This is a genomic window from Streptomyces rugosispiralis (assembly GCF_024505145.1).
In the GTDB taxonomy this organism is placed as follows: domain Bacteria; phylum Actinomycetota; class Actinomycetes; order Streptomycetales; family Streptomycetaceae; genus Streptomyces; species Streptomyces rugosispiralis.
The window spans coordinates 16,743-42,642 of record NZ_JANIAA010000029.1 but is presented as its reverse complement, the minus strand read 5'-3'; the positions used below and the strand labels follow the sequence as shown (position 1 = coordinate 42,642).

At 72.9% G+C, this 25,900-nt stretch carries 23 protein-coding genes; 8 read left to right on the top strand and 15 right to left on the bottom strand.

What is annotated here, in order from left to right:
- Window positions 1–124 precede the first annotated feature (124 nt).
- Complete coding sequence (locus NP777_RS32285; protein ID WP_256653712.1) at window positions 125–679, top strand: type 1 glutamine amidotransferase domain-containing protein; 555 nt, start codon at window positions 125–127, stop codon at window positions 677–679.
- Window positions 676–2,775: a catalase gene (locus NP777_RS32280; protein ID WP_256653711.1), complete on the top strand. Its 2,100-nt coding sequence runs from the start codon at window positions 676–678 to the stop codon at window positions 2,773–2,775. The genes NP777_RS32285 and NP777_RS32280 overlap by 4 nt, the downstream gene beginning before the upstream one ends.
- Before the next feature lie 167 nt (window positions 2,776–2,942).
- Here the strand turns inward: NP777_RS32280 and NP777_RS32275 are convergent, their stop codons facing one another.
- Window positions 2,943–3,518: a TIGR03086 family metal-binding protein gene (locus NP777_RS32275; protein WP_256653710.1), complete on the bottom strand. Its 576-nt coding sequence runs from the start codon at window positions 3,516–3,518 to the stop codon at window positions 2,943–2,945.
- A 6-nt stretch (window positions 3,519–3,524) separates the two neighbouring features.
- A complete protein-coding gene (locus tag NP777_RS32270; protein WP_256653709.1) occupies window positions 3,525–4,031 on the bottom strand; it encodes a phage holin family protein in 507 nt (168 codons plus the stop codon).
- Between the two features lie 301 nt (window positions 4,032–4,332).
- On the opposite strand from NP777_RS32270, the gene NP777_RS32265 reads away from it, so the two are divergent.
- The 5 genes from NP777_RS32265 (at window position 4,333) to NP777_RS32245 (ending at window position 7,936) form a co-directional block, all read left to right on the top strand.
- Window positions 4,333–5,502 carry a baeRF2 domain-containing protein gene (locus tag NP777_RS32265; protein WP_256653705.1) on the top strand — a complete coding sequence of 390 codons (1,170 nt, stop codon included), beginning with the start codon at window positions 4,333–4,335 and terminating at the stop codon, window positions 5,500–5,502.
- Between the two features lie 59 nt (window positions 5,503–5,561).
- Window positions 5,562–5,945, top strand: a complete 384-nt coding sequence (locus NP777_RS32260; RefSeq protein WP_256653704.1) for a DUF2795 domain-containing protein — start codon at window positions 5,562–5,564, stop codon at window positions 5,943–5,945.
- A gap of 181 nt (window positions 5,946–6,126) precedes the next feature.
- The gene (locus NP777_RS32255) at window positions 6,127–6,474 is read left to right on the top strand and encodes a CBS domain-containing protein (RefSeq protein WP_256653784.1); all 348 of its coding nucleotides are present in this window, start codon (window positions 6,127–6,129) and stop codon (window positions 6,472–6,474) included.
- A 278-nt stretch (window positions 6,475–6,752) separates the two neighbouring features.
- Window positions 6,753–7,562, top strand: coding sequence for a class I SAM-dependent methyltransferase (locus tag NP777_RS32250; RefSeq protein ID WP_256653703.1), 810 nt, complete (start codon window positions 6,753–6,755; stop codon window positions 7,560–7,562).
- Window positions 7,563–7,585: 23 nt separating this feature from the next.
- A complete protein-coding gene (locus tag NP777_RS32245; RefSeq protein WP_256653702.1) occupies window positions 7,586–7,936 on the top strand; it encodes a VOC family protein in 351 nt (116 codons plus the stop codon).
- Window positions 7,937–7,968: 32 nt separating this feature from the next.
- On the opposite strand, the gene NP777_RS32240 is transcribed toward NP777_RS32245, so the two are convergent.
- The 12 genes from NP777_RS32240 to NP777_RS32185 form a co-directional block, all read right to left on the bottom strand.
- The gene (locus tag NP777_RS32240) at window positions 7,969–8,412 is read right to left on the bottom strand and encodes a hypothetical protein (protein ID WP_256653701.1); all 444 of its coding nucleotides are present in this window, start codon (window positions 8,410–8,412) and stop codon (window positions 7,969–7,971) included.
- A 229-nt stretch (window positions 8,413–8,641) separates the two neighbouring features.
- Window positions 8,642–10,810 (bottom strand): DUF5107 domain-containing protein, encoded by a 2,169-nt coding sequence (locus NP777_RS32235; protein WP_256653700.1) that lies wholly within the window; start codon window positions 10,808–10,810, stop codon window positions 8,642–8,644.
- Window positions 10,811–11,114: 304 nt separating this feature from the next.
- Window positions 11,115–11,672 (bottom strand): GNAT family N-acetyltransferase, encoded by a 558-nt coding sequence (locus tag NP777_RS32230; protein WP_256653699.1) that lies wholly within the window; start codon window positions 11,670–11,672, stop codon window positions 11,115–11,117.
- Window positions 11,665–12,408, bottom strand: coding sequence for a 4'-phosphopantetheinyl transferase family protein (locus NP777_RS32225; protein ID WP_256653698.1), 744 nt, complete (start codon window positions 12,406–12,408; stop codon window positions 11,665–11,667). The genes NP777_RS32230 and NP777_RS32225 overlap by 8 nt, the downstream gene beginning before the upstream one ends.
- The gene (locus NP777_RS32220) at window positions 12,405–14,471 is read right to left on the bottom strand and encodes a S9 family peptidase (protein WP_256653697.1); all 2,067 of its coding nucleotides are present in this window, start codon (window positions 14,469–14,471) and stop codon (window positions 12,405–12,407) included. The genes NP777_RS32225 and NP777_RS32220 overlap by 4 nt, the downstream gene beginning before the upstream one ends.
- 8 nt (window positions 14,472–14,479) lie before the next feature.
- A complete protein-coding gene (locus NP777_RS32215) occupies window positions 14,480–15,820 on the bottom strand; it encodes a M20/M25/M40 family metallo-hydrolase (protein ID WP_256653696.1) in 1,341 nt (446 codons plus the stop codon).
- The gene (locus NP777_RS32210; protein ID WP_256653695.1) at window positions 15,813–16,646 is read right to left on the bottom strand and encodes a M55 family metallopeptidase; all 834 of its coding nucleotides are present in this window, start codon (window positions 16,644–16,646) and stop codon (window positions 15,813–15,815) included. The genes NP777_RS32215 and NP777_RS32210 overlap by 8 nt, the downstream gene beginning before the upstream one ends.
- Window positions 16,647–16,753: 107 nt before the next feature.
- Window positions 16,754–17,473, bottom strand: coding sequence for a class I SAM-dependent methyltransferase (locus NP777_RS32205; RefSeq protein ID WP_256653694.1), 720 nt, complete (start codon window positions 17,471–17,473; stop codon window positions 16,754–16,756).
- Window positions 17,470–20,028 (bottom strand): SpoIIE family protein phosphatase, encoded by a 2,559-nt coding sequence (locus NP777_RS32200; protein ID WP_256653693.1) that lies wholly within the window; start codon window positions 20,026–20,028, stop codon window positions 17,470–17,472. The genes NP777_RS32205 and NP777_RS32200 overlap by 4 nt, the downstream gene beginning before the upstream one ends.
- 94 nt (window positions 20,029–20,122) lie before the next feature.
- Entirely contained in the window at window positions 20,123–20,443 is a 321-nt protein-coding gene (locus NP777_RS32195; RefSeq protein WP_256653692.1) for a hypothetical protein, read from the bottom strand.
- 99 nt (window positions 20,444–20,542) lie between these two features.
- The gene (locus tag NP777_RS32190) at window positions 20,543–23,104 is read right to left on the bottom strand and encodes an MFS transporter (protein WP_256653691.1); all 2,562 of its coding nucleotides are present in this window, start codon (window positions 23,102–23,104) and stop codon (window positions 20,543–20,545) included.
- Window positions 23,105–23,356: 252 nt separating this feature from the next.
- Window positions 23,357–23,800, bottom strand: coding sequence for an SRPBCC family protein (locus NP777_RS32185; RefSeq protein WP_137980052.1), 444 nt, complete (start codon window positions 23,798–23,800; stop codon window positions 23,357–23,359).
- Window positions 23,801–23,960: 160 nt separating this feature from the next.
- Between NP777_RS32185 and NP777_RS32180 the strand changes: the two genes are divergently transcribed.
- Window positions 23,961–25,028: an Rv2578c family radical SAM protein gene (locus NP777_RS32180; protein ID WP_256653690.1), complete on the top strand. Its 1,068-nt coding sequence runs from the start codon at window positions 23,961–23,963 to the stop codon at window positions 25,026–25,028.
- Between the two features lie 39 nt (window positions 25,029–25,067).
- On the opposite strand, the gene NP777_RS32175 is transcribed toward NP777_RS32180, so the two are convergent.
- The gene (locus NP777_RS32175) at window positions 25,068–25,748 is read right to left on the bottom strand and encodes a HEAT repeat domain-containing protein (RefSeq protein ID WP_256653689.1); all 681 of its coding nucleotides are present in this window, start codon (window positions 25,746–25,748) and stop codon (window positions 25,068–25,070) included.
- Between the last annotated feature and the right edge of the window lie 152 nt (window positions 25,749–25,900).

The following is a 25,900-nucleotide window of genomic DNA, read 5'->3' as shown; positions in this document are numbered from 1 at the left end:
AGAGGACGTCGGACGAGGTCTGACGCACCTGATGTTCCCGTTTCGACCCCGTCCGCGCTGGCTACCCGCCGCACCGGACGGATGCGAACCCGGACCGGAAGAGACCGGAAGGACGTGAGCAGCAATGAAGGTCGCCTTTCTCGTCGCCCCGGAAGGCGTGGAACAGGTCGAGCTGACCGACCCCTGGCAGGCGGTCCGGGACGCCGGGGGCACGCCCCGTCTGGTGTCCACCAAACCCGGCCGCATCCAGGCGTTCGACCATCTCGACAAGGCGGACACCTTCGAGGTCGACCAGGTCGTGAAGGACGCGACGGTCGAGGAGTACGACGCCCTGGTGCTGCCCGGCGGGGTGGCCAACCCCGACTTCCTGCGCCTGGACGGCAAGGCCGTCGCCTTCGCCAAGGGCTTCTTCGACGCGGGCAAGCCGGTGGCCGCGATCTGCCACGCCCCCTGGACGCTGGTGGAGGCCGATGTCGTACGCGGCCGCACCCTGACCTCCTGGCCGAGTCTGCGCACCGACATCACCAACGCCGGCGGAACCTGGGTGGACGAGCAGGTCAAGGTCTGCACCGGCGGGCCCAACGCCCTGATCACCAGCCGTAAGCCGGATGATCTCAAGGCGTTCCGCGAGGCGTTCCTGGAGGAGTTCGCGAAGACGACGAAGGGATCGGCACGATGACGGAGGACCGCAAGGAGCGGCAGCGCGACATGTACCGCGCGCCCGACCCCGCCGAGGGGCCGCTGACCACCGACCAGGGCGTGGCCGTCGACCACACCGATGACTCCCTCACCGTGGGCGAACGCGGCCCCACCCTGATGGAGGACTTCCACTTCCGCGAAAAGCTGACCCATTTCGACCATGAGCGCATCCCGGAGCGGGTGGTGCACGCGCGGGGCGCGGGCGCGTACGGCTACTTCGAGCCGTACGAGTCCTGCGCGGAGTTCACCCGCGCCGCCTTCCTCCAGGATCCGTCCGTGCGCACCCCGGTCTTCGTGCGGTTCTCCACCGTGCAGGGGCCCCGGGGCTCGGCGGACACGGTGCGGGACGTACGGGGCTTCGCGACGAAGTTCTACACCTCGGAGGGCAACTACGACCTGGTCGGCAACAACATGCCGGTCTTCTTCATCCAGGACGGGATCAAGTTCCCCGACTTCGTGCACGCGCTCAAGCCGGAGCCGCAGAACGACATCCCGACCGGCGCCTCCGCCCATGACACCCTGTGGGACTTCGTCTCCCTCCAGCCCGAGACCATGCACATGATGATGTGGCTGATGTCGGACCGGGCGATTCCGCGCAGCTACCGGATGATGCAGGGCTTCGGGGTGCACACCTTCCGCTTCGTGGACGCCCAGGGCCACGGCACCTTTGTGAAGTTCCACTGGAAGCCGAAGCTGGGCGTGCACTCGCTGGTGTGGGACGAGGCACAGGAGTGCCAGGGCCGCGATCCGGACTTCAACCGGCGCGATCTGTGGGAGGCGATCGAGGCGGGTCAGTACCCCGAGTACGAGCTGGGGGTGCAGCTGATCCCGGAGGAGGACGAGTTCAACTTCGACGTCGATCTGCTCGACCCCACGAAGATCATTCCGGAGGAGCAGGTGCCGGTGCGGCCGATCGGCCGCATGGTCCTGAACCGCAACCCGGACAACTTCTTCGCGGAGACCGAGCAGGTGGCCTTCCACACCGCGAACGTGGTCCCCGGCATCGACTTCACCAACGACCCGCTGCTGCAGGCCCGCAACTTCTCGTATCTGGACACCCAGCTCATCCGGCTGGGCGGGCCCAACTTCGCGCAGATCCCGGTCAACCAGCCGGTCACCCCGGCCCGTACCAACCAGCGGGACGGCTACCACCAGACCACGCTCCACCGGGGGACGAACTACTCCCCCAACTCGCTCGGCGGCGGCTGCCCGGCGCTCGCGGGGGCGGACGGCTATGCCTTCTCCCACTACGCGGAGCGGGTCGAGGGCCATAAGATCCGCAAGCGGAGCGAGTCCTTCAAGGACTTCTACAGCCAGGCCGCGCTGTTCTGGAACAGCATGAGCGACTGGGAGCGGCGCCATATCGTGGACGCCTTCCGCTTCGAGCTGGGCAAGGTCGGCGCGGTGCAGGTGCGGGAGCGCACGGTCGAACAGCTGGCCCGGGTCGACTACGACCTGGCCTCGCAGGTGGCCCAGGGCATCGGCGTGGCGCTGCCGGAGCCCGGCGCCAACAACCACAAGCCGCAGGCCTCGCCCGCGCTGAGCATCGACAACCTCCAGGGCGACGGCTCGATCCGCACCCGCCAGATCGCGGTACTGGTCATGGACGGCGTGGACACCGGTCAGCTCACCCAGGCCCAGGAGGCGCTCACCGCCCAGGGCGCCATCGTCGAGGCCCTCGCCCCGCACGACGGCAAGGTGCTCGGCGCCGACGGCAACGGCTACGCGGTGGACCGCGCCCTTCCCACGGTCGCCTCCGTCCTCTACGACGCCGTCCTCCTCCCCGGCGGCCCCACCGGCACCCCCGGCCTGGCCTCCGACAGCGAGGCCATGCGCTTCGTCCGCGACGCCTACCGTCACGGCAAGCCCATCGGCGCCCTGGGCTCCGGCGTCGGCATCCTCTCCTCCCTCGACCCGGAGGGCCTCCACATCGCCTCCGGCCACGGCCACGTCTGCACCGACCGCGGCGTCGTCACGGACACCACGACGGGCACGGCCAGCCAGGAATTCACCCAAGCCTTCACCGAAGCCCTGGCCGCCCACCGCCACTGGGACCGGCCCCGGGTCCGCTGCTGAATTCCGCGGGGCGCGGTGGGCCGATATGCGGATGGGGGTGTTGAGCGGACTTTGCCTCCGCTCAACACCCCCACCGCCAATTCAGCCCCTCCGGCGTTTGCGGAGCCAGGCGTTTGCGGAGCCCCCGCTTTCGGGGCTTTCGGGAAGGGGCGGGGTGGGGAATCCGCCTACGCCTCGCGGCCCAGAAGGGCCAGGAGCCGAGCCTGCGCATCCGCCCCCGCCGGAGGCTCAACCGGCGCCGCGAACAGCCCGCTCTCCTCCAAATCCGCCGCGTACGGCGCGACCTCCCGCACCGAGAAGTCCACCAGCGGCTTGGGAATGCGCTCATCCGCCCCGATCGCCCGCGCCAAATCCCACGCATGCACCACCGCGTCAGCCGTCATCTGCGCGCAGTAATGCGTCGCCGGACTCTCCCCGTACGAGAGGCCGACCACCCGGTCGAGCGCCCCCGGCTCGCGGAAGGCGTCCCGCGCCGCGGTCGCCACCACGTCCCACGTGGCGACGGGGTCGTCGCCGAGGAGATCGCCCTCCAGCGCATCGCTCTGGTCGCCGACGCTCGCCCCCTCCCGGACCAGCGGCGGCACCCACATCTGCTCGACCGCGAGATGGTTCACCAGGTCGCGTACGGTCCACTCGGTGCAGGGCGTCGGGTCGTCCCACTGATCGGGCCGGATCGCGTGCACCCGTTCGGTGAAGAGGTCCAGCGCCTCACCGTGCCTGGTCAGCAGCGGATTCTCCGCCATGAGCGATCACCCCGGGTGAGGAGGATGAGGAGGCTGAGGAGGCGCCCCCGGCCCCGGCGTGCCCGGAGGCGTCGGAGGCGCGGCAGGACCACCGGCGGGACCACCGGCAGGACCAGGAGGACCGGCGGGACCACCGGCGGGACCGGCGGGCTCCGAAGGGGCAGCGGGCGCGGAAGGCGTCGAGGGCGCCGACGGCGCGCCGGGCCGTCGCCCCGCCCCCTGCCCCGCCTCGTTCTTCAGCCACCCCGCCACCACCAGCAACAGCGCGAAGACGACCAGCGCCGCCGCCCACCCCGGAAGCGCCAACGCGAACAGCAACACCAGGCACGCCGTCAGCGCACCCCCCGCGTAGAGCGCGGCCGCCGCCGCGCCACCGTAGAGGCGGACCGCGCGCCGCCCGGACTGCTCCCGCAGCTCCCGGCGGACCTCTTCGCGGACGGCTCGTGCGACCGGCTCCGCCAGCTCTCCGGCCGAGGGTATGCCCGCCTTCGGATAGGCCGATTTATCAGTCATGCGCCGCCGGGTACCCGTGCCCCATCCGCGCTAACAGTCCTCGTAAACGACGAGCGGACCACGGGTACGCGGGCACTTCCGCAGGGCGTTTGGACAGAGCACGGCGCCGGACCCGGCCCCTGATGTCCCGCGTCCGGCGCCGCTCCCCACTCCCTACGGGCCGCTCGGCCGATCGACGGGTCCCCCTCCCCCACGAGCCTCAAACCCCGGCTTCGAACCTCACCCCCAATCGTCCCGACGACCTCGTGTCGATGGCGTCGTCATGGGTACGCGTGGGGGACGCGAAATCTGGAGGGAGTACATGCGACTCGGACATCTCCAACCGCTCTACGACCGCCCCGGCCCCTGGGCCAGCGTCTACTTCGACACCTCCCACCCCGACGAGTCCGCGGCCGAGGAGCAGGAACGCGCCGCCCGCGAGGCGAGCCGCCGGCTGGAAGGGCAGGGTGCCGACCAGGCCACCTGCCGTGCGGTGTACGAGAGGCTGGCCGAGCTGCCGCCCGGTGCCGGACCGGCCGGGTGGGCCGTCTTCGCCACGGCCGGTGAGGTGGTGCTCGACACTCCGCTGCCGGCCCCGCCGCCGGTGAGCGAGCCCCCGTGCTGGTCGGCGCTTCCGCATGTGGGACCGCTGCTGGAGCTGACCGGCGAGGACCCGTCCTGCCTGGTGGCGTACATCGACCGCACCGGCGCGGACGTCGAGCTGCGCGACGCGCACGGCGGCGACCGGGTCGGCTCGGTGGAGGGCCGGCAGTGGCCGGTGCACCGGACCGCCACCGCCGACTGGTCGGAGCGCCACTTCCAGCTCAAGACGGAGAACACCTGGGAGCGGAACGCGGCCCTGATCGCCGATGAGCTGGGCGCCTGCCGGCAGGAGACCGGCGCGGATCTGGTGGTGCTGGCCGGGGACCCGCGCGAGCGGCGCGCGGTCCACGAGCGGCTGTCCAAGGAGCTGCGCTCGGCGACGGTGGAGACCTCGCGCGGGGGCCGCGCCCCCGGTTCCGCCCCGCCCGGCAGCCGCGCCGCCCGGCTGCTGGACCAGGAGGTGGACGACGCACGGGCCAGGTACGCCCATGAGCGCGGCGAGGAGGCGCTGGAGCGGTTCCGGGCCGGCCGGATGCCCTCCGGTGGGCGCGTGGAGGCGGCCGAGGGGGTCCCGGCGCTGGTCGACGCGGCGCGTGAGCACCGCATAGGCTCGTTGCTGATACGCCCCGACGGGCCCGATCTGTACCGCGAGGTATGGGTGGGCACCGAACCCGACCAGCTGGCCCTGCGCCGCACCGATGTCCAGTACCTGGGCGACACCCGGCCGTCCCCGGCCCGCGCCGACGACGCGCTGATCCGCTCGGTCGTGGCCACCGGCGCCGAAGCGCTGACGGTGGCACCGGCGGAGGCGGAGCCGAACGGCGACGACATCCCGGTGGGCGGCCTCGGCGCACTGCTGCGCTGGCCGTACGAGGGCGACACGAATTGAACATCCCGGGACATGACCGACCCGGGAGACACACGGACCCGCTGAGGAAGGGGACCGACATGCAGCGAGGCAGCGACCGGCTGAGCGTCCACAAGGACGACGAGATGAAGCACGAGCTCCAGGGGCTGATCCGCTCCGGGCACCCGACCCGTGCCGAGGAGTGGCACGACCCGGAGCCGGCCGCCGACGACGACCCGGAGGTCGCCCTGGGGCCGATCCCGGCGCGGGGGACGACCGGTGAGGCCGAGGCGGTGCGGTTCGAGTTCGCCCGCCGGCTGGGACGTACGTCGTTCCCGGCGGATCGTGAGGGGCTGCTGAGCGTCCTGGAGGACCGGCACGCGCCGGACGGGCTGATCGCGCTGGCCGAGGAACTGCCGACGGACCGGACGTTCCACACCGTGCAGGAGGTGGTCTCGGCGCTGGGGCTGCACCCGAGCACGTAGCCGAGGCCGCACCCGGGCACGTACACGTAGGGGATCGCTCATGGATTGCGGACGGCGGGTATCCGTCGCGCATACCCCCCGCCCCGGCTGGGTACTGCGGGCAGCACATCACCCAGGAAGGGGAGGTGGACAGGTGTCCCAGGACCCACCGCGCGATCCGACGCGCCCCGTGCGGGAGGTCATGACGCGGCCCGCGATCTGGGTGCGGCCCGACGCCTCGCTGGTGGAAGCGGCTCAGCTGATGCGCGCACAGGACATCGGCGATGTGCTGGTCGCCAGCGAAGGGGAGGTGCTCGGCGTCCTCACCGACCGCGACATCACCCTCCGCGCGGTCGCCGAGGGCGTCGACCCTCTCGCCGTCACCTGCCACGCCGTATGCACTCCGGATCCGGTGACGATCGGGCCGGACGAGGAGGTGGCCGAGGCCGCCGCGCTGATGCGACGGCATGCGGTGGGGCGGCTCCCGGTGGTCGAGGCGGGGCGGGCGCTGGGCGTGATCAGCAGGGGCGATGTGACGGGGCCGCCTTGAACTGCCGCGTTTCCCGCATCACATCGCGCCGAAGGGGCGGTGGGGCTCGTTCCCCCACCGCCCCTTCGGCGTCCCGCCCTGTCAGCGTCTCGCACCTTCGCCGCCTCGCCCTCTCGCACCTTCGCCGCCTCGCACCTTCGCCGCCTCGCACCTTCGCCGCCTCGCCCTTTCGCCGCCTCGCCGATTTGCTCGCATGATGAGACGGTTCTTCTCGTGATACGAGATGCCTTCTACGGTGGAGCCACCCGTTCACCGGTCCCGAAGGGGGAAGTTCCGCCATGCCGAAGGACGCCGCCGTCTACACCCACGGCCACCATGAGTCGGTGCTGCGCTCGCACACCTGGCGCACGGCCGCCAACTCCGCCGCGTATCTCACCGGCCATCTGCGGCCCCATATGCGGATCCTCGACATCGGCTGCGGCCCCGGCACCATCACCGCGGACCTGGCGGAACTGGTCCCCCAGGGGCAGGTCACGGGCGTCGACGCGGAGGGCGCCATCCTGGAGCGGGCCCGCGCGGTGGCCGACGAGCGCGGGCTGACCAACGTCTCCTTCGCGGTCGCCGACGTCCACGCGCTGGACCACCCCGACGACTCCTTCTGCGTGGTCCACGCCCACCAGGTGCTCCAGCACGTCGGCGACCCGGTGGGGGCGCTGCGCGAGATGCGCCGGGTGTGCGCGCCGGGCGGCATCGTGGCGGTGCGCGACTCCGACTACGCCGCCATGACCTGGTACCCGTCCGTCCCCGGGCTGGACGGCTGGCTGGACCTCTACCGCCGGGTCGCGCGGGCCAACGGCGGTGAGCCGGACGCCGGACGCCGGCTGCGGTCCTGGGCCCTGGAGGCGGGGTTCACCGACATCACCTCGACCGCCACCGCGTGGTGCTACGCCACCGAGGAGGAGCGGGCGTGGTGGAGCGGTCTGTGGGCGGACCGCACGGTCGCCTCCTCCTACGCCCGGCTCGCGGTGGACGGCGGCCATGCCACGGAGGAGGAGCTGCGGTCGATCGCGGAGGCGTGGCGGACGTGGGGCGAGGCTCCGGACGGTTGGTTCGCCGTCCTGCACGGTGAGATCCTCTGCCGCGTCTGAGCAGTTCAACTAGGCTCGCCCGCATGGATATTCTGGGGACTTCACTCCGCGTGTGCGTCGACGACCTGGACTCGGCGATCACCGTCTACGAAAAGCTGACGGGATCCGAGGCGGTGCGCTTCCAGCGCGGTCCCGTCGCGGTCGCGGCGGTCGGCTGCTTCTTCCTGATGAGCGGACCGGAGTCGGAGATGTCGATTCTCCGCAAGATCACGGCGACGATCGCGGTGCAGGACGTGGACGAGGCGATCGCCGATCTCACGGCGGTCGGCGGGCAGATCGTCGCCGGTCCGCTGCCCGCCCCCGTGGGCCGCACCCTGGTGGCCCGCCACCCCGACGGCTCGATCTTCGAGTACGTCGACCGGAACCCGGCGTGACCCGCCCGTGAACACGCCGTCCGGCAGACCCGTCAGGAGGGCGGTCCCGGATCCGCGACGACCTCCTCGTCGGCGACCTCCTCGTAGAGATCGTCCACGTCCCGGAGCGCATCGCTCTTGATCCGGACCGCCTCCTCCTCGGCGGACAGTCCGCTGGTCGAGCCCTCCTGGGAGTAGACGTCCTGCTCCCGCGGGAGGTCGGGATCCGGTTCGTCGTACAGCAGCCCCGCCGGTTCCGCCACGCCGCCGACCGGCTCCCCCGTCTCCGGCTCCTCGTCGGTCAACCGCTCGTCGAGCGATTCCCGCTCCCGCGTCTCCGCACTCGTGGTGTCCCGGTACATGGCGATCGTCGGCTCGTCCCCGGCCACGGGCAACTGCTCGGGATCCTCGGCCCACTGCTGCTCGGGCGTTCCGTCCTGCAGATCGGGAATCCCCTCGTCCTCCGGGTCCGCCCCGGGATCATGCGGTGTCCTCACGGTACGCGGCTCCTTTCCGCAGATGCGCCATGCCGATGTCCATGCCCGGGTGCCCGTCATGGCGCATCGCCATGCGGTATCCATGCGGATCCGGACCCGCCCTGGCCCCCTGCCCCTGGCCCCCTGGCCCCCGATGGCCCGCCCTGGCCCGCGAGGCGGGCGCACGCCGGTCGGGCCGCTCGCCAAGGTGGGCGCAACCCCGGTATGCCGCCCGCGGGCCGTAGATCCGCTAGGCGGGGCGCATGCGGAATTCGTAGGCGACGGGGAGGGGGTGCTCGGCGTGGGTCCGGGCGCGGTCCTCTTCGGTGAGTGGGTCCTCGGTGCCGGTCGCCAGCCGTTCCACGATCGCGTACCAGGTGTCGCTCAACGCCTCGTCGCCCTCGCGCAGATCGCAGACCTCGAAGCCCTCGTCGAAGACGGCACGGGCGGCCAGGGCGTCGCCCTGGGCCAGCAGGACCTGGGCGCGCAGCAGCCGGAAGCGGCCGCGTGCGCGGATGGCCGGGCGCAGTCCGTCGAGGACCGCTCGTGCGTCGTCGGCGCGGTCGGCCGCGAGCAGCGCCACGATCGCCTCCCGGCCCAGCGCCGCCTCGGCCGTCTCCAGGGCGAGCGGGTCGGCGGCGATGGGCGGTGTGGCCACTGAGACGGCCCCCGCCTCCCGCTGCGCCCCGCCCTGCCCCGTTCCCGCCGTTTCGAGGACCGGGGGCGCCTCGGGCTCCGGGGACGTTTCGGGCTCCGGGCCGGCGGCCGAGGCGAGGAGGAGCCGTACGGCGCGCAGCAGCCGTTCCGCCGCGCGGGCCGGGTGGCCGGCGGCGGTGTCGGCGACGGCCAGGCAGCGCAGCGTCCAGGGCGTCTCCGCGCACCGCAGCGACCGCTCCCAGCTGCGCTCGGCCTGGGCACGGTCGCCCGCGTGCCACTGGGCGACGCCGAGGTGGTACTCGGCGGCGGCGGTCGAGGGCGCCGCTTCGAGGAGGTCGCGCCAGGCTGGCGCGACCACGGATGCGCCGGGGTCGGCCCGGGAGGGGCCCGGCTCCCAGTCGGGCAGGGCGCCGGTGCGCAGCAACCGGCGCCACGGCTCCTGCTCCTCCCCCAGCGTGTCCGGGTCGAACGGCGTTCCGGGCAGCTGGAATCCGCCGCGCTCGATCTCGAGGGCACCCCAGCCGGAGCCGGTCGCGAGGCGTTCCGCCGGTTCCGCGTCGGCGTACGGGCGCCAGGCGGCGTAGGCCGCGTCGACGGCGGCGCGCGGCAGCGCCGCCTCCAGCCGGGTCTCGGTCTCGTGGCGGGCGGCCGCCCAGTCCGCGCCGTGGACGGCCGCCGGGTCGGCGGTCAGCGGACCGTACGCCTCCAGCCAGGCGAACTCCTCCCCCGCCTCCAGCGGGATGTGCTCCAGCTGGGTGCGGGCGAGCCCGGCCTGGATCTCGGCGTAGCCGCCGGTGCCGGGCTCGGTCAGCCACTGCTGCCAGCGCCGTCCGCCGGGGCCCGCGCCCCAGACGAAGAGCTTGCGGCCGCGCAGCAGATCGGTCGAGGTCTGGACGAGTCCGCCGCCGTCGGCGTCGAGCGAGGCGATCCAGCGGCGGGCTCCGTCGGGCACCTCGTAGAAGTAGTCGGCGGGGTAGGCGCCGCGCAGCGGATAGGTGCGGTCGGCGCCGTCCCACTCCGGGACCGGCACCTTGCCGAGGGTGCGGGTGTAGCCGAAGTGCCAGGCGTCGTCGGCGGGGGCGAGGACGCGGGTGTGCTCGTCCTCGGGGACGGCGATGTTGGACCACCAGTAGACGGGGGCCGGGAGGTGGTGGGGGTTGCGGATCCTGACGCCCACGTAGAGGAACGCGGAGTCGGCGGGCAGCCACAGATCCACCTGGAAGGGCAGATCGCGCAGCCGCTCCCACTCCCACAGCCGCACCATCGCGCCCCCGTCGGCGGCGTCGGGGGCAGGGACGCGGGCGGCGTGCAGGGGCGCGCAGGACAGGGTGGTGTGGCCGGTGGCGCCGATGTTCCACTCGATCCCGCCGGAGAACCAGGCGCCGTTGAGGGCGAAGTCGGCGGGCTGGAGCACCGGGTTCCGGTATAGCAGCTCACGTCCGGTCGGCTTGTGGACCAGTGAGTGGACCCGGCCGCCGAGGCCGGGCAGCACGGTGACGCGCAGCTGGTCGTTCTCCAGGACGATGGCGTCGAGCGCGGCGGGGGCGCGGTCGCGGCCGTAGCCGTCGCGCAGCCGCACCGGCAGCACCGACCGCAGCGGCGCGTAGGCGACCTGACGGGCCATGTCGGTGGGGAGGGTGGCCCGGGTGCGGTCGTCCACGCGGTGCACCTCGTCGAGGGGGCGCAGCGCGGGCAGCGGGTTGTCGGGCCCCACGGGGGCGGTGGGAAGGGTCAGGGTGGTACGTCGCACGCTCGTGGCCACGGGCTGCCTCGTTCCGACTGCCTTGGGTCACCTCGGTGCGGCGACCGTCCGGTGACCATGGAACAACGCCGACGGGCCCGCTGAACAGAGCGGCTTCGGGCCGATCATGGTGACCCGTCAGCCGTAACGTGGCCCGGTACCCGGCAGCGTCGTCCGGCCCCCGGCACGGTCCGCCGACACCCCACGCCGTCGTCCGGCCTCCACGCCGCCGTCCGGCCCCACGCCGCTGTCCGGCCCCACGCCGTCGTCCGGCCTCCACGCCGCCGTCCGGCTCCCGCACCCTCGGCCCCGGCGCCCCGCGCCGTCAGGCAGGGTCGTCGGTCCGCTGGTTCAGCATGTCGCTGGTCAAGGCCCAGCGCTCGTGGTCGCGCCAGGCGCCCTCGATGTAGAGGAAGTCGGGGGAGAATCCCTCCAGCCGGAAGCCATGGCGCTTCACAAGACCGATCGACGCCTTGTTGCCCGGCTGGATGTTGACCTCGACGCGGTGCAGCCCCAGCGGCCCGAAGGCATGGCGCAGTACGAGCCCGAGCCCCTCGGACATATAGCCCCGCCCGGCGGCGGGCGGAAAGGCGCCGTAGCCGATCGAGCCGCACTGGAAGGCGCCGCGCACGATGTTGTTGATGTTGATGAACCCGGCCATGTCACCGGTCTCCCGGGCATGGACCAGGAAGCCCTCGCGGTCCTCGCGCTCCAGCTGGGCGATGTAGTACTGAAAGGCCGACTCGGAGGTGGGGAGGGTGAGCCAGGGGCGGTGGAACGGCCTGCTCTCCCGGGCACGCCTGGTGAACTCCGCGGCGTCCTCGCGGCGGGTGTGGCTGATGGCGGCCCGGGTTCCCTCGGCGACATACCGGACGTCAGGCATGCGGCAATGATGTCAGCAGAGCCATGGCCGCCGCATAGCCGGAGGTCCCGGATATGGCCCCGTCCACGGGGATGTCGGTCATCGCCCACGGGCCGACCGGCACGGCGGAGAGCCCGGTGCCGACATAGTTGACCGCCGGGTCCCGGGACAGCCCGGTGCCCAGGCCCTTGAGATAGGCCTCCTTGCGGGTCCAGCAGCGGGCGAAGGCGGCGGGCCGGTCGCCCGGTACCAGCGCGTCCAGTTCGGCGCGCTCCTTGGGGTGCAGGCTCTCGGCGACCCCCTCGACCACCGAGGCGGGCTGGAGCTTCTCCACATCCACGCCGACCGGGGAGCCCGCGAAGGCGAAGAGCACCAGATCACCGGCGTGCGACATATTGAAGTGCAGCGGGGTGCCGGACACCGCGGGGCGGCCGTGCGGCCCGCCGCAGCCGGGGCATGCCTCGCGGGTGAACGGCACCTCGGCCGGGGCCATCCCCAGATAGGCGCCGAGCAGTTCCCGCAGCCCCAGATGGGCCGCCGTATAGCGCTCGCGGTCCTCCGCCCGGAGGAACTTCGAGGCCCGCTCCCGCTCCTCGGCGTCCAGGATCGTGCCGGGCGCGCCCGCGTCCATGGCCGCGGTGTACCGCGAGACGCTGAGCAGCCAGGTCTCCGGCTCGCCGCCCTGCGGCCAGCCATCGGCGACGGCGGTGGGCAGCGGATCACGGCCGACGATGCGCGGGGCCGATGGGGGTGTCAACTCGCTCCTCCAGTGGAGTTCGGAACCACTGACTTCAGCAGCTCCAGGGTAGGCACATCGGATCTGATCAGCCCGAAGGTCTGGATGTACAGCGACAATTCGGCCTCCAGGGCGCGGATCATCGTATCGGCGCGGCGGAAGCCATGGCCCTCGCCCTCGAAGGTGAGATACGCGTGCGGGACGCCGCGCCCGGCGACCGCCTCCAGGAAGCGCTCGCACTGCTCGGGCGGGCAGATGGTGTCGTCCAGCCCCTGGAGCAGTACGAAGGGCGAGCCGACGCGGTCGGCCCGGTGCAGCGGGGAGCGCTCGCGGTAGCGGTCGGCCACCTCATCGAGCCGGCCCACCAGCGATTCGGTGTAGCGCGACTCGAAGTCATGGGTGCCGCCGGTGGCCCAGGAGACCAGGTCGAGAATGGGGTAGCTGACGGTGGCGCAGGCGTAGAGATCCGTGGCGGTGAGGGAGGCCGCCGCCGTCCAGCCACCCGCGCTGCCGCCGCGGATCGCGAGCCGGGCGCGGTCGGCGACGCCCTCGTCGGCGAGCGCCCCGGCGACGGCGGCGCAGTCCTGGACGTCGACCACGCCCCACTGCTCGCGCAGCCGCTCGCGGTAGGCGCGGCCGTAGCCGGTGGAGCCCCCGTAGTTGACCTCGGCGACGCCGATGCCACGCGAGGTGAAGTAGGCGATCTCCAGGTCGAGCACGAGCGGGGCACGCCCGGTGGGCCCGCCGTGGGCCCAGATGACATACGGCGGAAGCTCACCATCCGGTGCGGTGTGGCCGGGATGGTGCGGTGGGTAGAGCTGGGCGTGGATCTCCCGGCCGTCCGGTCCGGTGAAGGTGCGGGCCTCGGGCCGGGGGTAGTACGCCGGGTCCACGGGATCGCTGTGGGCGCTGCCGATGACCCGGGAGCGCCCGGTGCACACATCCAGCTCCACCACCTCATGGCCGCTGTGCGGGCTCGCGGCGACGCCGACCACGCGGGTGCCGTTGACGGCCAGCGTCGGTTCCCATTCGGTCCAGGGGCCCGGCACATCGGCCAGCTCGCCGGTCCGTGGATCGAGGATGCCGAGGGCCGCCGCGCCCCGGCCGTGCAGCACCGCGATCAGACCGCCGGTCAGCGGGGCGAACCAGCGGTGGCCCAGCTTCCACAGCGGCCCGCCGAACTCCTCCTCGCGGGGGCAGAGCTCCACCGGCCGCCCGGCCGGGGCCCGTTCCGGCGCTCCGGCCGTCTCCTCCGGCGGCCGGAGCCGGTGCAGATTCCACCAGCCGGTGCGGTCGGTGGCCGCGAGCAGTGCGCCGTCCTCGGCCCACTCGATCTGGGCGACCGACTCCTCCGGCCCGCCCAGCACCGGCCGGGCGCCGGTGAAGGAGCCGTCCTCCGCGACATCGGCCAGCATCACCTCCGTACCGTCCCAGGGCATCCGGGGGTGGTCCCAGACGATCCAGGCGGCCCGCCGGCCGTCGGGCGAGAGCCGGGGCCCGGTGAGGAAGCGATGGCGGTCGTCGGTCAGCTCGCGCACCGCCGCGCGGTCCTCGGCGGCCGAACCGTCCAGCGGTACGGCGGCGATGACCCGCCGCACCTCCGTCGGACCCGCGCCGGTGAACTCCTCCAGCACACACCACACCTCGCCGCGCTCCGGGCGGAGCACCGGGTCGGCCCAGCGCAGCCCCTCCCCGACCGCCGACAGCGGGGTCAGCGGGCGCGGCGCGGCCCCGGCCGGGGCGTCCGGCTCATGGACGTACAACCGCTGGTCGGCGAAGTGGACGAAGACCACAAGCGGGCCGCCGCTCGCACGGTCCACCGCGGCCCAGGGCATTCCGCCGTACCCCATCACCTTGCCGCGCACGTTCCACGGCGGGGCCAGCACCGGGACCTCGGCGCCGTCGGTACGCCGCCGGATCAGGGCCCGGCGGCCGCCCTCGCCGGGGCGCGGCGCGGTCCACCACACCTCCTCGCCGACCGTGCCGACATACTCCGGATGGCCGTCGTGGGAGGCGACGAGCGCGGCGTCGACCGGGGAGGGCCAGTCGCCGTACGGGGCCGTGACGGCCGTCTGCTGCCGCACCGTGTTTCTCACGCCCTCTGCAGGAAGTGGTCGAGCACGCGGACACCGAAGTGCAGGGCCTCCACCGGCACCCGCTCGTCCACGGCGTGGTAGAGCGCCTGATAGTCGAAGCCCTCGGGCAGGCGCAGCGGCGAGAAGCCGTATCCGGCGATGCCGAGCCGGGAGAACTGCTTGGCGTCGGTGCCGCCCGACATGCAGTACGGCACGGCGCGGGCACCCGGGTCGAAGTGCTCGACGGCGGCGCGCATCGCCCGGTAGGTGGGAGTGTCGATCGGCGCCTCCAGCGGGCGCTCCCGGTGGTGGAACTCCCACTCCACATCCGGTCCGGTGAGCCGGTCGAGGGTGTCGTGGAACTCCTCCTCGCCGCCGGGCAGCATCCGCCCGTCCACATAGGCGGTCGCGCTGCCCGGAATCACATTGACCTTGTAACCGGCCTCGAGCACCGTGGGGTTGGCGCTGTTGCGCACGGTGGGCTCGACCAGGGCGGCGGCGGGGCCCAGCTTGGCCAGCAGGGCGTCGACGTCGAAGTCCGGGGCGTCCACCTCGGCCGGGACGCCCTGGAGCTCGGCCAGTTCGGTGAGCGCGGACTTCACCGTGGGCGTCAGCCGGACCGGCCAGCTGTGCTCACCGATGCGGGCGACGGCGGCGGCCAGCCGGCTGACCGCGTTGTCCCGGTTGACCTTGGAGCCGTGTCCGGCGCGGCCGTGCGCGGTGAGCTTCAGCCAGGCCGTGCCGCGCTCCCCCGCCGCGATGGGGTAGATCCGCAGCCCGGAACCGGCGTGGAAGGTGAAGGCTCCGGACTCGCTGATGCCCTCGGTGCAGCCCTCGAAGAGCCCGGGGTGACGGTCGGCGAGGAAGCCCGCGCCCCAGGCCGCGCTGTCCTCCTCGTCGGCGGTGAAGGCCAGCACGATGTCCCGGCGCGGCCGCACGCCCGTCCGCGCCCAGGCCCGGACGACGGCGAGCACCATCGCGTCCATGTCCTTCATGTCGATGGCGCCCCGGCCCCAGACGACCCCGTCGCGCACCTCCCCGGAGAAGGGGTGCACGGTCCAGTCGGCGGGCTCGGCGGGCACCACGTCCAGATGGCCGTGGACCAGCAGCGCGGGCGCGGAGCGATCGGCGCCCTCGATCCGGGCGACGACATTGGTGCGCCCCGGCGACCGCTCCAGCAGGGTGGGCTCGATCTCCACATCGCCGAGCATCTCCGCCACATACTCGGCGGCCGGGCGCTCCGAACAGTCACCGCCGCCGCGGTTGGTGGTGTCGATCCTGATCAGATCGGAGGTGAACCGCACCACCTCCTCCAGCGCCTGGGCGTCGATCGCCTCGGCGCGGTCCACGTCAGCCATATTGCTCCTCCACCGCGGCCGAGACGACCGTCGTGACGGCCTTGAAGCAGCGGATCCCCTCGTACATGGTCGGTGAGGTGTACGCGACGCGACGCTCGCCGCTGCGCTCCACGCCCGGCACGACGCTCGCCGCCCCCACCAGATGCTCGGCGTCGAATTCCAGCTCCAGCGTGAACGGCCCGCCGCTGACGGGCTCGTGGCGCACCGCCAGCACCGCCGCCTCCCGTGCCGCCTCCCGGATGTCCGCGGCCGTGCGGGCGGGGGTGCGGCACACCGCCGCGTAGCGCGAGACATAGTCCTTGACCGCGACGCACCGGGCCTCGGGCACATAGTCCTTGGCGTCCTCGCAGGTCTTGTCGTCCCCGGTGATCAGCACCACCGGCACCCCGTACTCGGCGACCACCAGCGCGTTGAGCCGGCCCTCGCTCGCCCGCGCGCCGTTCACCCATACCCCGGTGATGGAGTTGGCCAGGTAGGTGTGGGCGAGGACGCCCTCGGTGCCCGCGCCGGTGTGATAGCCGACGAACGCCACCCCGTCCACATCACCGTGCTGCACGCCCTCGACCATGCTCAGGGCCTTGTGCCGCCCGGTGAGCATCTGCGCGCGGTCGTCCAGCTCCTCCAGCAGCAGATTGCGCATGCTCCAATGCGCCTCGTTGATGAGCACCTCGTCCGCACCCCCGTCGAGGAACCCGGCGACGGCCGCGCTCACATCGGAGGTGAACATACGGCGGCAGCGCTCCCACTGCGGGGTGCCGGGCAGCACATCAGCCGGCCAGGTCACACCGGTGGCGCCCTCCATGTCGGCGCTGATGAGGATCTTCATGCCTCGAAACGTTACGCGCCGCGCCCGACCCGAACCACCCCTGTGGATAACTGGTCCAGTCCACCGTCCCCGCCTGCGGCTCGCGTTGTGCGCCCGCCGTGCCTGGACTACGCACGCGAGACCACGAACCAGCGGGCCGGCAACTCGACCCTTGACCCGTCCGGCCACTGCTCCGTTTGAGCCAGCGCCGTCGGGCCGTCGGCCAGTATCTCCAGTCCGGCCTCCGCCAGCGCCTCCGGAACCTCCTTGTCCGCCGCGTCGGCCGGCCGCAGCCCGTGGTCGAGGACCCGGCGCAGCTTCGGCGGCGGACCGCCCGGACCCGCCGCCAGTTTCCCCAGCACGGCCTTGGAGCGGCCCGTCAGCTCCACGACGAACCCCCGCCCGCGTCGCCCCAGCAGCGTGGCCACCGCCTCCGCGACCGGACGCCGGTCGGCGGCATCGCTCTGGTGGATGACGGCCCGCATATACACATTGGCGTCGCCGAGCCGCCGGGCCAGGTCCGCCACCGGGGCCGCGTCCGTCAGGCTCAGCCGCCGGTACTCCGCCGCGCCCGCCGGGTCGGCGCGCCGCGCGTGCTCCACCGCGGCCTGGGACAGATCCACGCCCAGCGCCCGCCCGAAGCGGGCGGCCAGATAGCGGGTCTGGGTGCCGTTGCCGCAGCCCAGGTCGACGATCGGCAGCGAGGTGTCGGCGTGCGGGGCGAGCAGGTCCAGATGCGGGGCGGCGCTCAGCGAGGGGTCCGCGTCCCAGATGGCGTCCCCCGGGGCGTCCGAGGTCTCCCGCCAGTAGCTCTCCCACGCCTGCCGGTAGCGCTCCGAGACGCTCATCGCCGCTCCCCTGGGTGTGCCGACGCCTGATCGGCCGGATGTGCCGACGGCTGCTCGGCCGGATGCGTCGACGCCCGATCGGCCCGATGTGCCAGCGTCTGCTCGAACCACACCGTCTTACCGCGCCCCGTGCGGCTCGTCCCCCACTCGCGCGCCAGTTTGCTGATCACCCTCAGCCCGCGCCCGCTCTCGTCGTCGCGGTCCGCGCTCAGCAGCGCCGGCAGTTCGTGGTCGTCGTCGGTGACCTCGCACAGCAGGGCGTCGGTGCGCACCAGGCGCAGCCGCACATGGTGGGTGTGAGCGTGCCGTATCGCGTTGGTCACCGCCTCGCTCACCAGGAGCTCGGCGGTCTCCACGGCCTCCGGCAGCCCCCACCGCAGCAGCCGCTCGCGGACGAGCCGGCGCGCCCGGCCGACCTCGCTGGGGTCCAGCGCGAGCCGCCACTGGGCGACATCGTCGACCGGTATGCCGTTCAGCCGGGCCATCAGCAGCGCCACGTCGTCCTTACGGCCGCCACGGCCGTCCGAGTCCCGGGAGGCGGCGGCCAGCGCCCGGATGATGGTGTCGCACGCGGCGTCCATGGACGCCGCCGGATGCGCCGCGGACTCGCACAGCGCGGCGATCCCGGCGCCGATGTCCTGGCCCCGCACCTCGACCAGGCCGTCCGTGCAGAGCACCAGCCGGTCGCCGGGCGACACCCGCACCGTCACCGTCTCGAAGGGCACCCCGCCCACCCCGATCGGCGCCCCGGTCGGCAGGTCCAGCAGCTCGCTGCGGCCGTCCCGGGCCCGCACCAGCACGGGCGGGATATGGCCCGCGTTGGAGACCACCAGCTCGGAGCCGACGGGGTCGTAGACGGCGTAGAGACAGGTGGCCAGATAGTGCTCGCCGAGCCGCTGGGCCAGATCGTCGAGGTTGCGCAGCAGCTGGGCGGGCGGCAGATCGAGCGCGGCCATGGTCTGCACGGCGGTGCGCAACTGCCCCATCATCGCCGCCGAGGTGAGCCCGTGCCCCATGACGTCGCCGACCACCAGCGCGGTGCGCGACCCGGACAGCTTGATGGTGTCGAACCAATCCCCGCCGACCCGGCCGAGCCGGGTCCCGGGCAGATAGCGGGTGGCGGTGTCGCAGCCCGCCATGCGCGGCGTCACCTGGGGCAGCATGCTGTCCTGGAGCGTCTCGGCGACGTTCTCCTGATAGGTGTACATCCGGGCGTTGTCGAGCACGAGCCCGGCGCGGGCGGCCAGTTCGGCGCCGGTCGTACGGTCCATGTCGTCGAACGGCTCCCGCCCCGGGCGCCGCAGCAGCACCATGAAGCCCAGCACCACATCGCGCGCCTTGAGCGGCACGATCAGGATCGACCGGCCGTTGATCAGGGGTCTGAGGTCGCGCTTCTCGAACTGCCCGGCGATCCGGTCGCCCACCTCGTCGCTGATGTGCGGGATCAGCACCGGCTCGCCGGTGACCATGCACCGGAAGAACGGGGTGTGCTCGGGGAACGCGATGCTCTCCCCGACCGGCACCGTGTCGTCCCAGCGGCCCGGTTCGTCGTTGTGCTCGACCCAGACGCGGTGCCAGACGGTGGTGACGTCGGGCGGACCGTCGGGGAACCCCTCGCCCGCCAGGACCTGGGCGCGCAGATGGGTCCCGGCGAAGTCCGCGAAGCGCGGGACGGCGGCGCTGGTCACCTCGCGGATGGTGCGGGCGAGATCCAGGGAGGTGCCGATGCGGCCGCTGACCTCGTTGAGGAACTCCAGCCGCTCACGGACCGCCGCGTACTCCAGGTCCACCTCGTCGGGGTCCGGCGAGCGCTCGGGGGCGTGCGCCCGATCCGGTGCGCCGTCCGCCGCGATCGCGCTCCGGCGTACGGCCTCCTGGCGCGCCCGGCGCTCGCGGTAGCGGGGCATCCCCCAGTCCGGCGTCACCGGGACGCGCTCGTGGTGGCTGATCTCCAGGACCGGATAACCCAGTTCCAGCACCTGGGCGACGATCCGGCCGGCCGTGGCCGGGCCCATGTTGGGCAGGATGTCCGGCAGCCGGCCGGCCAGCCGCTCGGCGCCGGGGAACTCGGTGTGCAGCGCGAATCCGGGCCCGATCCGCTCGTCGCGCCCCAGCGCGTCCCCGCCCGCCCCCTTGGTGTCCGCCGCCAGCACCAGCAGCCGCTCCGGCCCGGGGCCCACCAGCGGATACGCCCACCACAGGACGTCCACCCGGCCATGGCCCGGCTCCGCCATACGGGCCCGCCCCGAGGTGGGGTAGTACACGGTGCCGAGCCGCGAGTCGTCGAGCTCCGGACCGCCCGTCACATCGGTGCGCACCTCGGCGCCGCGTAACGCCCCCGAGACCGGCATCAGGTCGACGGCGGGACGGCCGACGGCCTGTTGGCGCGTGGGTCCGAAGAGCCTGCGCGCCCCCGAACTCCAGTGTGTGACCCGCCCCTCGGCATCGATGACGACGACCGCGAGCGGCATCCTCCCGTGGACACCCCTGCGCTGCTCCGGCACCACGGGCGGCTCGCCCGGACCGTCGTCGCAGCGCGACGTGCCGTACTCCATAGGCGGAAGACTCCTTCGCACGCAAGATCTGCGACAGCGCTACCCACGGTACGGCTGTTGCGGGCAGCCGCGGGAGGCAATACCCGAATAGGTGTCATGTGCGGGTACGTGCGAGGGAGTCGCCGCGACGCGCCTCCCGGCGGGGCCTTCCCCTCCCCGCCCCTTCCCGCGACCAGGGGCTCCGCCCCTGCACCCCGGCGGCCCACGAGCCGACCGCCACCACGATCAACTCACCGGCCCGGACGCCCGCACGCATCCGGGCCGCCCGGCCGGAGTCCGGGGCGGAGCCCTGGTGCCGCTCCGCCCCTGGACCCCGGGGGTCGGCGAGCCGACCATCGCCGCCGCGCATACACACCGGCGGGCCGATCGCGGGCGGCACGCCGACGCGGCGGATGGCCGCGCGCACCCGGGTCATCCGGCCGGGGTACTGGGCGGAGCCCCGGTCGGGGGGAAGGGGCGGGGAGGGGAACGGCCCGCCGCAGGCGTTACGGTCCGCCGGACGACCCGCTAGTCCTCAGTCCTCGTAACCCAGTTGGAGATCGCGCTCCGTACGGCCGCCGCCCGCGATCTGGAGGACCGTCGCCACCGGCGGGTAGCCGGCCGCGATGACCGTGTACTCGCCCGCCGACAGGTCGATGAAGCGGAACGCGCCCTCGGGGCCCGTGGTCGCCGTGTCGACCACGTTGCCCGCCGCGTCCAGCAGCGTGACCCTGGCGTCCTCCACCACCCGGCCGCCGGTGGCCCGGACGACCCCGCGCAGGACCGCGCCACCGGCCAGTTCGATGTCCTGCCGGGTCTCGCGGGCGGCCTGGACGGTAATGGGGAGGGCGGCGGGGCGGAACGCGGGGGCGCTGGCGGCGAGGGTGTACTCGCCCGCCACCAACTCGTCCATCACATAGCCCCCTTCGCGGCCGCTGCGGGTGGCCGCGACGACCTCGCCACGCACATCGGTCAGCGTGACCGTCGCCTCCCTTACGGGCGTGCCGTCCGCCGTAAGGACGGCACCGGCGAGCCGGCCCGCGCCGCCGAGCACCACGTCCAGTTCGACCGGCCGGTCCCCGACGGTGACGCTGACCGCCCGCGGCTGGTGGCCGCCGGCCGCCGCGATCAGGACGTACGCCCCGGCGCCGGGCGTGCTCAGCGCGTACCGCCCGTCCTCCCCGGTGGCACCGCGCCCGATCTGACGTCCGCCGACGTCGATGAGGGTCAGGGCCGCCCGTGGGACCGAAGTGCCGTCGTGGTGCTGGACCGTGCCGCAGACCGGGACGCCCGCGGTGGGCGGCGGCGCGGTGGGCGAGGCGGCCGCGGCGTGCCGGGGCCGGGCGCCCGTGCGCGCGGCCGGTACCACGGGGTCGTGCAGATCTTGCGGGTCTTGCTGGACGGCATAGTCGGTGTGGGACACCAGAGGTTTCTCCTTCAGGAGGAAGGCGAGCAGGAAGCCCAGGACGAGCACCGGCACGAGATAGAGGAAGATCCGCGGTATGGCGTGGGCGTACGCCGCGATGTAGCCGTCACGCAGGGCGCCCGGCATGGCGTGCACCATCTGCGGGGTGACCGAGTCGGGGTCGGGCAGACCGGTTCCGTCGCCGCCGCTCCCGTACACCGCCCCGGAGGGCAGGTCGACCTGGAGGCGGTCGGTGAGCCGGTTGGCGAAGAGCGTGCCGAAGACGGCCGCGCCGACGCTGCCGCCGATCTGCCGGAAGTAGTTGTTGGCGCTGGTGGCCGAGCCGAGGTCGGCCACGGGCACGGAGTTCTGCACGGCGAGGACGAGCACCGGCAGGACGAGCCCGATGCCGAACCCGAGGACGCCCATCCACAGGCTGTAGTCCTGGCGGGTGGTGTCCTCCTCCAGCCGGGAGAGCAGCCACATGCCGGCGATGGAGATCAGCCCGCCGACCACGGGGAAGACCTTGTAGCGGCCGGTGGCGCTGATGAGGTGGCCGGAGAGGATGGAGGCCAGCACCATGCCGCCCATCATGGGCACCATCAGCAGCCCCGACTCGGTGGCCGAGACGCCGTCGACCATCTGGAGGAAGGTCGGCAGATAGCTGGCGGCGCCGAAGAGGGCGACGCCGATGACGGCGCCGATCAGCCCGCTGACGCAGAAGACCGAGTCGCGGAACAGCCGCATGGGGATGATCGGTTCGGGGACCACGCACTCCACGACGACGAAGAGGATCGCCGAACCCGCTGCCCCCAGGGCGAGCCCGAGGATGACGCGGGAGCCCCACGCGTACTCCGTGCCGCCCCAACTCGTCAGCAGCACCGCGCAGGTGGAGAACAGGGACAGGAACAGCGCGCCCAGATAGTCGAAGCGGGCCCGCCGCGGCGGTTCCGGCACCTTGAGGACGGCGGCCACGACGGCGAGGGTGAGCAGCCCGAAGGGGACGTTGACGTAGAAGCACCAGCGCCAGGAGGCATGGTCGGTGAAGAACCCGCCGAGCAGCGGCCCGGCCACCGAGGCGAGACCGAACGCGGCACCGATGAGCCCCATATAGCGGCCACGTTCCCGCGGGGGAACAATATCGGCCATGATCGCCTGGACGCCGATCATCAAACCGCCGGCGCCCACGCCCTGTACCGCCCGGAAGGCGATCAGCTCCTCCATCGTGCGTGACCAGCCCGCGAGCGCGGATCCGGCGATGAAGACGACGATCGCGAAGACGAAGACGCTCTTACGGCCGATGAGATCGCCCAGCTTGCCGTAGAGCGGCAGGACGACGGTGACCGCGAGGAGGTAGGAGGTGACGGTCCAGGACATCTTGCCCAGGCCGTGGAGTTCGCCGACCACCTCGGGGAGGGCGGTGGCGACGATGGTCTGGTCGAGCGCCGCGAGCAGCAGCGCGAGCATCAGCCCGAAGAAGACCATCCGCACCCGGGCCGGGCTGAGCGGGACGGGCGCCGGGGCGGCGCCGTCCGCCGGGGGCGGCGCCGCACCCGCCCCGGCGCCGCCGGTTCCGTCGGCCCCGTCGTCGGTGGTGTGGGCGGGAGGGCCCGCCGGTTCGTACCCGCCGTGCTCATGGCTCTCTCGCCGCTTGGGCACGGTGGCGCCGGTGGTCCCGGTGGTGCCGCCCACGTCCTTCTCCCCTCGTCACATCTGCGCCGCCCATTTCTCGCATCACGCGCAACGGGGGGCAAACAGCGACGAATCGCCGACGAGGAGCCGCTGACGGCATTCGCGCCGGTGAGAGTGTGTACGGGGGTATGCGGGACCGCGGAGAAAACCACCCGAACCGGTGAGCGCTACGTTCGGTCCGGGCGACGGGGCCGGGGTCAGGGACGGGGCCGGGGACGGGCCGGGATCAGGGCGCCATGGGCGCCATGGGCGCTATTCGGCCGTCTCGGCGGCGAGCTTGGCCAGCAGTTCGTCGTAGATCCGGGCGAGCCCCTTGGGAGCGAAGGTCCGCTCGAAGAAGCCGCCGATGCCGGTCGCGCCGGTCCAGGTCGAGGTGACCACGACCCGCGACTTCCCCTCACCGGCCGGGGTGACGGTCCAGGTGGTGACCATCGAGGAGTTGCGGTCCTTCTCGATCAACTGGCCGTCGGACGGCTCGGAGACCTCCAGCAGGCAGTCGCGCACCCGCTTGCTGGTGGCCTGGAGCTTCCAGTGCACGACGGTGCCCTCGCCGTCGCCGCCCTCGCGCACCTCGTACTCGCTGAACTGCTGCGGAAGGAGCCGGGGGCGGGTGTCGCGGTAGTCGGCGAGTGCGTCGAACACATCCTCGGGCTTACCCGTGACGATCCGCTCCGTGGTGGCCTCGACCTGCCCCATCGCATTTTCCTTCCGCCCTCGACGTGGCGCCTCCAGCCCATGACGCCCTGACAAGCGCAAGCCAACCACCTCGGGGTCACCGGCCCAAATCCGGGGTTGACGAAAATCAATCAAACATGTGTTCTATTGTGGTAACGAGCGAGACCCGGAGGTGCCTGCGATGCGCTGGGACAACCTGACCCGAGACGACACGGCGGCCACCCCGGCCCTCTTCGCCGCCGACGCGGTGACCACCCGCACCTTCGACACCCCGGAGTTCCGCGGGATCACCTTCCACGAGATCCGGGCGCGCTCGATCATCAACCGGGTGCCCGGGGCCTCCCGGATGCCGTTCGAGTGGACGGTGAATCCGTACCGCGGCTGCAGCCACGCATGCGTCTACTGCTTCGCGCGCAAGACCCACAGCTATCTCGACCTGGACACCGGGATCGGCTTCGACTCCCAGATCGTGGTGAAGACCAACGCCCCGGAGCTGCTCCGCCGCGAGCTGGCCTCCCGCCGCTGGACCGGCGAGCACATCGCCATGGGCACCAACGTCGACTGCTACCAGCGCGCCGAGGGCCGGTACCAGCTCATGCCCGGCATCCTTACGGCGCTCACGGAGCGCGCCAACCCCTTCTCGATCCTCACCAAGGGCACCCTGATCCTGCGCGACCTGGAGCTGCTGCGGCGGGCGTCGCGCGTCACCGACATCGGGGTCTCGGTCTCGGTCGGCTTCACCGACGGCGAGCTGTGGCGCACCGTCGAACCGGGCACGCCCTCGCCCGAGCGGCGCCTGGACGCCATAAGGACGCTGTCCTCCCACGGGATCCCGTGCGGTGTGCTGATGGCCCCGGTGGTCCCCTTCCTCAGTGACTCCCCCGAGCGGCTGCGGGCCACCGTAAGGGCGATCGCGGAGGCGGGGGCCAGCTCCGTGACCCCGCTGGTGCTCCATCTGCGCCCGGGAGCGCGCGAGTGGTTCACCGCCTGGCTCACCCACCACCACCCCCGGCTGCCGCGGCGGTACGACGCGCTCTACGAGGGCGGGTCCTACGCCCCGAAGTGGTACCAGCGGCGGATCACCGGGATGGTGCACGACTTCGCCGCCGAGTACGGCATCGGCCCGTACGCGTCGGGCACCCACCGCAATGTGCCCGACAAAAATGTGCCCGACAAACCGGACGCCCGGACCGAGGAGGAGCCGGACGTCCGGGCCGACCCGCCGCCGGCCCAGCTGTCACTGCTCTGACCGCCACTACCCGGAAAACCGGCCGCCCCCGCTCCCCCCTCACGGCACCCGTGCCTCACCCATCCTCTCCGCCGCGCCGCCCTTGCCCGCCGGCTCCGGCGCGCCCCCGCCCGTGACGGCGCCCTCGCCGGTGATCCGGGCCAGCGCGGCGGCGGCCGCCGCGCTGAGGCGTATGTGCTGGGCGGCGGCGGTAAGGGCGGGGATGGCGCGCTCGTCGCCGATCGCGCCCAGGCCCTCCACGCAAGCGCGGGCGATCGCCCAGTGCCGGTCGCGGGCCGCCAACTGCCGCTCCAGGGCGGCCACCAGGGCCGGTACGGACTCGGGGGCCCGCAGCTCCACCAGCAGCCGGATGGGGTGCAGGGAGTAGGCGGTGCGCAAGGGGTTCGTGGCCAGGGCGGCGGCGGCCCGCGCGGTGCGCGGATCGCCGAGCCGGGCCAGCACCCGGGCGGCGGTCGCACAGCGGGCCGGCTCGCGGTAGTTGAGCAGGAGGACAAGGGTTTCGAAGGCCCGGCGGTCCTTGGCGCTGCCGAGCACGAAGGCGGCCGTCTCGCGGGCCCACAGCGGCTGCTCCGGCGCGACGAGGATGCGGGCCAGCTGTTCACGCGCGGCGGGGGTGCCCTGGCGCACGAGCGCGAGCAGCGAGGCATGGGCCGCGGTTTCCTGGGGGGTTGAGAGCGAGGCCCGTACCCGCTCCGTCAGCGTCCGGAATTCATCGTCCATACGAGGTCTCCCCTCCCCGGTGGGCCGCGTTCCGGCGCGGCCGCACTTTGAGCTCTGGCATCTTGGTTACCCACGAGTTAAGATGGCGACACGAGCAGCACCCCTGCTCCGGCGGCCTGGTGACGCAGCCGCCTTGTGTGACGTCGGTTCGG

Coding starts and splice junctions, on each gene's coding strand:
- NP777_RS32285 (WP_256653712.1), top strand. CDS start 125: ATGAAGGTCGCCTTTCTCGTCGCCCCGGAAGGCGTGGAACAGGTCGAG.
- NP777_RS32280 (WP_256653711.1), top strand. CDS start 676: ATGACGGAGGACCGCAAGGAGCGGCAGCGCGACATGTACCGCGCGCCC.
- NP777_RS32275 (WP_256653710.1), bottom strand. CDS start 3,518: ATGGCGGAGAATCCGCTGCTGACCAGGCACGGTGAGGCGCTGGACCTC.
- NP777_RS32270 (WP_256653709.1), bottom strand. CDS start 4,031: ATGACTGATAAATCGGCCTATCCGAAGGCGGGCATACCCTCGGCCGGA.
- NP777_RS32265 (WP_256653705.1), top strand. CDS start 4,333: ATGCGACTCGGACATCTCCAACCGCTCTACGACCGCCCCGGCCCCTGG.
- NP777_RS32260 (WP_256653704.1), top strand. CDS start 5,562: ATGCAGCGAGGCAGCGACCGGCTGAGCGTCCACAAGGACGACGAGATG.
- NP777_RS32255 (WP_256653784.1), top strand. CDS start 6,127: ATGACGCGGCCCGCGATCTGGGTGCGGCCCGACGCCTCGCTGGTGGAA.
- NP777_RS32250 (WP_256653703.1), top strand. CDS start 6,753: ATGCCGAAGGACGCCGCCGTCTACACCCACGGCCACCATGAGTCGGTG.
- NP777_RS32245 (WP_256653702.1), top strand. CDS start 7,586: ATGGATATTCTGGGGACTTCACTCCGCGTGTGCGTCGACGACCTGGAC.
- NP777_RS32230 (WP_256653699.1), bottom strand. CDS start 11,672: ATGCCTGACGTCCGGTATGTCGCCGAGGGAACCCGGGCCGCCATCAGC.
- NP777_RS32215 (WP_256653696.1), bottom strand. CDS start 15,820: ATGGCTGACGTGGACCGCGCCGAGGCGATCGACGCCCAGGCGCTGGAG.
- NP777_RS32210 (WP_256653695.1), bottom strand. CDS start 16,646: ATGAAGATCCTCATCAGCGCCGACATGGAGGGCGCCACCGGTGTGACC.
- NP777_RS32205 (WP_256653694.1), bottom strand. CDS start 17,473: ATGAGCGTCTCGGAGCGCTACCGGCAGGCGTGGGAGAGCTACTGGCGG.
- NP777_RS32200 (WP_256653693.1), bottom strand. CDS start 20,028: ATGGAGTACGGCACGTCGCGCTGCGACGACGGTCCGGGCGAGCCGCCC.
- NP777_RS32195 (WP_256653692.1), bottom strand. CDS start 20,443: ATGACCCGGGTGCGCGCGGCCATCCGCCGCGTCGGCGTGCCGCCCGCG.
- NP777_RS32185 (WP_137980052.1), bottom strand. CDS start 23,800: ATGGGGCAGGTCGAGGCCACCACGGAGCGGATCGTCACGGGTAAGCCC.
- NP777_RS32180 (WP_256653690.1), top strand. CDS start 23,961: ATGCGCTGGGACAACCTGACCCGAGACGACACGGCGGCCACCCCGGCC.
- NP777_RS32175 (WP_256653689.1), bottom strand. CDS start 25,748: ATGGACGATGAATTCCGGACGCTGACGGAGCGGGTACGGGCCTCGCTC.